The following is a 3723-nucleotide window of genomic DNA, read 5'->3' as shown; positions in this document are numbered from 1 at the left end:
GTCATGGGGTGGGGGACCGCGGACAGGGGTGGGAGACGGAGGATAGTCGCACCCCTCGGGTTCATCCCCGAATTCCTGGTGCGCGGGGTTTGAAGGTGGAACGTGCGGCGCGCCCGGAGAGTTGCTATGAGTATGGGTGCCGGGTGGCGATGGACGCCGCCCCGCGTGTCCTCTGGGAGGCTTTCATGAACGCCGACTTGGATCTTGTCGCGGTCGATGTCCTGTTCGCCCCGAGGGCGCGGGTCGTCTCCTAGCTGGGCGGCCACGAAGGTCCGCGCAGCGCGGTTCCGCACCCCTCCAGGGCGCCCTGTCTGAACCAGGTGCGTCACAGGCACCGTGCTGCCCGGAGTTTCCTTCAGTGTCTCTCGAACTCGAATCCCTCGGCTGGGGTCCCGACCTCGGCCACGCCTTCACTGTTCTGCTGTCCGAGTCCTCCCTTCCCCTCGTCCCCGGGCGCGTGGTGCGCCAGGCGCGTGGGCTCCTCTCCGTCCAGACCTCCGGGCGCGTCTTCCTCGCGCGGACGGCCGGACGGCTCCTCCACGAAGCCCCCGGCGCCGAGGCGCTGCCCACCATCGGTGACTGGGTGGCGCTGCAGCTCCCCTCCGGCGACGGGGAGGCGCTGCTCCACGCGGTGCTGCCCCGCCGCGGCGTCCTCGCGCGACGCGAGGCGGGCAGTGAGCGGGACGTGCAGCTCATCGCCGCCAACCTGGACGTGGTGTTCCTCGTGACGGGGCTGGACGACAACTACAACCCCCGCCGCATCGAGCGGGCGCTCGCCGTGGCGTGGAACAGCGGCGCGGCGCCCGTGGTGGTGCTCAGCAAGGCGGACCTCCACCCGGACGTGCCCGAGCGCGTCCAGGAGGTGGAGGCGCTCGCGCCCGGTGTCCCCGTCATCGCCCTCAGCGCGCACACGGGCGAGGGCGTGGAAGCGCTGCGCGCCCTGCTCCCCGCCGGGAAGACGGGCGCGCTGCTCGGCTCCTCGGGCGTGGGCAAGTCCACGCTCGTCAATCTGCTGCTGGGCGAGGAGCGGCTGGCCACCCAGGCCGTCAGCGAGGAGGACGGCAGGGGCCGCCACACCACCACGCACCGCGAGCTGTTCGTACTGCCCTGGGGCGGGCTGCTCATCGACGCCCCGGGGCTGCGCGAGCTGGGGCTCTGGGGAGACGAGGAGGGCGTCGACCAGGCCTTCTCGGACATCCTCGCCCTGGCCGAGGGGTGCCGCTTCTCCGACTGCCAGCACCAGGGCGAGCCGGGCTGCGCGGTGCATGCCGCCGTGGCCGCGGGCGAGCTGCCCCGGGCGCGGCTCGACAGCTTCGACAAGCTGAGGCGTGAGCGGGCGTACCTCGCCCGCCAGACGGATGCGGCCGCGCAGCGCGAGCACAAGCGCGTCATGCGGAATTTGTCCCGGGCCGGCGCGGAGGGGGCGCGCTTCAAGCGGCGCGGGGGCTGACGCGCGCGAGCCTCGGCGCTTCCGGTCCTCCACCGGCGAAGCAGCCGCCGCGGCGGGGCGCCTGCCTCGTCGCGGCGGAGCGGCTCGGGACGCCGCGCTTCACGCGGGCTTCAGGTGGCGGCGGTGCCCACGCGCATCGCCGCCACCCGCTTCACCAGCGCGGCGTTCAGCCCTTCGTACGCGGGCCGCATGCCCAAGAGCCGCTTCTTCCCGACGAGGCGCGGGTACAGGCCGAAGTAGTCCTCCCCATGCACCAGCCGCGTCCCTCCACCGGAGGGCGACAGGCGGAAGTAGTGCAGGCCGCTCAGCACCAGGGGCACGCCGCCCTTCCATTCGAGCGCCACGCCGGGCTCGACGCGGACGAGGGTGGCCGTGAAGCGGAGCGACTTCCCGGAGCCGTCCGGCGCGGAGGCCCGCATGGCCACCCGTCCCCCCATTCTTGCTTCTCCAACGGCCTCCAGGATGAGCGGGTTCCACTCGGGGTAGCGCGCGAAGTCCGTCAGCACCCGCCACACGGTGTCCGGGGGCGCGTCGATGAGGGCCTCTGTTTCGAGTCGGACCATGGGGTGGGTTCCTATCACGCCCGCTCGGGCACCTTCCGACCTGACACGGCGGGGCGCGCGCGGCGTCTATACTCCGCGTCCACCATGAAGACGGACACGTTCAAGGCCCAGCTCCGGCGCACGCTGCGCCGGGATTTGTGGCTCGCGCTCGGCCCCGCCCTGGCCCTCATCGGCATCGCGTTCGCCGTCACCTTCTATTTCATCAAGCCCGCGCCGCCGAAGACGCTGGTCATCGCCACGCCGCAGGACGAAGGCGGCTTCCGGTACTTCGCGCGCAAGTATCAGGAGATTCTCGCCCGCGACGGCATCACCCTGGAAATCCGCCCGACGAGGGGCTCGCTCACCAGCATCGAGCTGCTCACCCAGCAGGACTCGGGTGTCGACGTGGCCTTCGTGCAGAGCGGCATCGTCACCGAGGACAAGGCCCCGGGGGTCGTCTCGCTCGGCAGCCTCTCGTACGTACCGCTGTGGGTCTTCTACCGGGGAGAGCCCATCGAGGACGTGAGGGACTTGAAGGGCCGCCGCATCTCGGTGGGGCCGGAGGAGAGCGGCACGCGCTCGCTCGCGATGACGATGCTGGAGGCCAATGGCGTGCACCAGGCCCCGACGGAGCTGGTGACGCTCGGGCGCGAAGAGTCCCTGGAGCAGCTCAAGCAGGGCAAGCTCGACGCGGTGTTCCTCGTCTCGACGGCGGACTCGCCGGCCATCCGGAAGCTCGCGGCCGTGCCCGGCATCCACATGCTCAGCTTCACGCGCGGGGAGGCCTACGTCCGCCGCTACACCTACCTGTCCCGGCACGTGCTGCCGCGCGGCGTGTTCGACCTGGCGGCGGACATCCCCGCGTCCGACGTGACGCTCATCGCCCCCACCGCCAACCTCGTCGCCCGGGACACGCTGCACCCCGCGCTCGCGTACCTCCTGCTGCGCGCCGCCAGCGAGGTCCACGGCAAGGCGGGCATGCTGGACAAGACGGGTGAGTTTCCCGCCGCCCTGGAGGCGGGCTTCCCCATGAGCAGCGAGGCCCGCCGCTACTACGAGTCCGGTGTCCCGCTCCTCCAGCGCTACCTGCCGTTCTGGGCCGCCAACCTCGTGGACCGGCTCTGGGTGATGCTGGTGCCCATCATCGCCGTGGTGGTGCCGCTCGGCCGCGCCGTGCCGGCGCTGTTCCTGTGGCGCGTGCGCTCGCGCATCTTCCGCTGGTACGCCCGCCTGAAGGAGGTGGAGCTCCAGCTCGATGAGAACCCCGGCCGGGAAGCCCTGGAGGACATGCAGCGCCGGCTCGATGAGGCGGAGCGTGAGGTCAATCGCATCCCCATGCCGCTCTCATATTCTGAGAACCTCTACTACTTCCGCGAGCACATCGACGTGGTGCGCCGGCGCATCGCCCGGCGGCTGTCGGAGGTCTCGCCCATGCACCGGGAGGCGGGGGCCCAGGCCACGGCGTGAATTTCCGGGGCCCCACGCATGTCGGAGCGTGTGGTTCTCCGAGGGGAATGAAAAAATAATCAGGGCGCACTCAAGATTTTCGGCCGCCCGCGTTTGATTAATTGAAGGTGGGGGCACTGGGGCAGAGCCGCTGGAGCCCAAGGGTTCAGACGCAGAGCGTCTGAGAGGTGGTTGGAGAAGGTGTCCGTGCGGTTGACGGCACCTCCATTTTTCGGACGCATCGCGTCCGAGGCGGATGGGGGGGAGGCTGGCCCGGGGGGGCTG

General features: G+C 71.0%; 3 protein-coding genes. 2 read left to right on the top strand and 1 reads right to left on the bottom strand.

What is annotated here, in order from left to right:
• The first annotated feature begins 358 nt into the window (after nucleotides 1–358).
• Nucleotides 359–1450 carry a ribosome small subunit-dependent GTPase A gene (gene rsgA / locus HG543_RS52285; protein ID WP_169352463.1) on the top strand — a complete coding sequence of 364 codons (1092 nt, stop codon included), beginning with the start codon at nucleotides 359–361 and terminating at the stop codon, nucleotides 1448–1450.
• 110 nt (nucleotides 1451–1560) lie between these two features.
• Here rsgA and HG543_RS52280 read toward each other — a convergent pair whose 3' ends face one another.
• A complete protein-coding gene (locus tag HG543_RS52280) occupies nucleotides 1561–2013 on the bottom strand; it encodes an SRPBCC domain-containing protein (protein ID WP_169352462.1) in 453 nt (150 codons plus the stop codon).
• Between the two features lie 84 nt (nucleotides 2014–2097).
• On the opposite strand from HG543_RS52280, the gene HG543_RS52275 reads away from it, so the two are divergent.
• Complete coding sequence (locus HG543_RS52275) at nucleotides 2098–3459, top strand: TAXI family TRAP transporter solute-binding subunit (RefSeq protein ID WP_169352461.1); 1362 nt, start codon at nucleotides 2098–2100, stop codon at nucleotides 3457–3459.
• Nucleotides 3460–3723 lie beyond the last annotated feature (264 nt).

Origin of the sequence: Pyxidicoccus fallax (assembly GCF_012933655.1) — a bacterium.
GTDB classification, from domain to species: Bacteria; Myxococcota; Myxococcia; order Myxococcales; family Myxococcaceae; genus Myxococcus; species Myxococcus fallax.
Note: the sequence above shows the minus strand (reverse complement) of the source record. Positions and strands in the feature narration are given on the sequence as shown.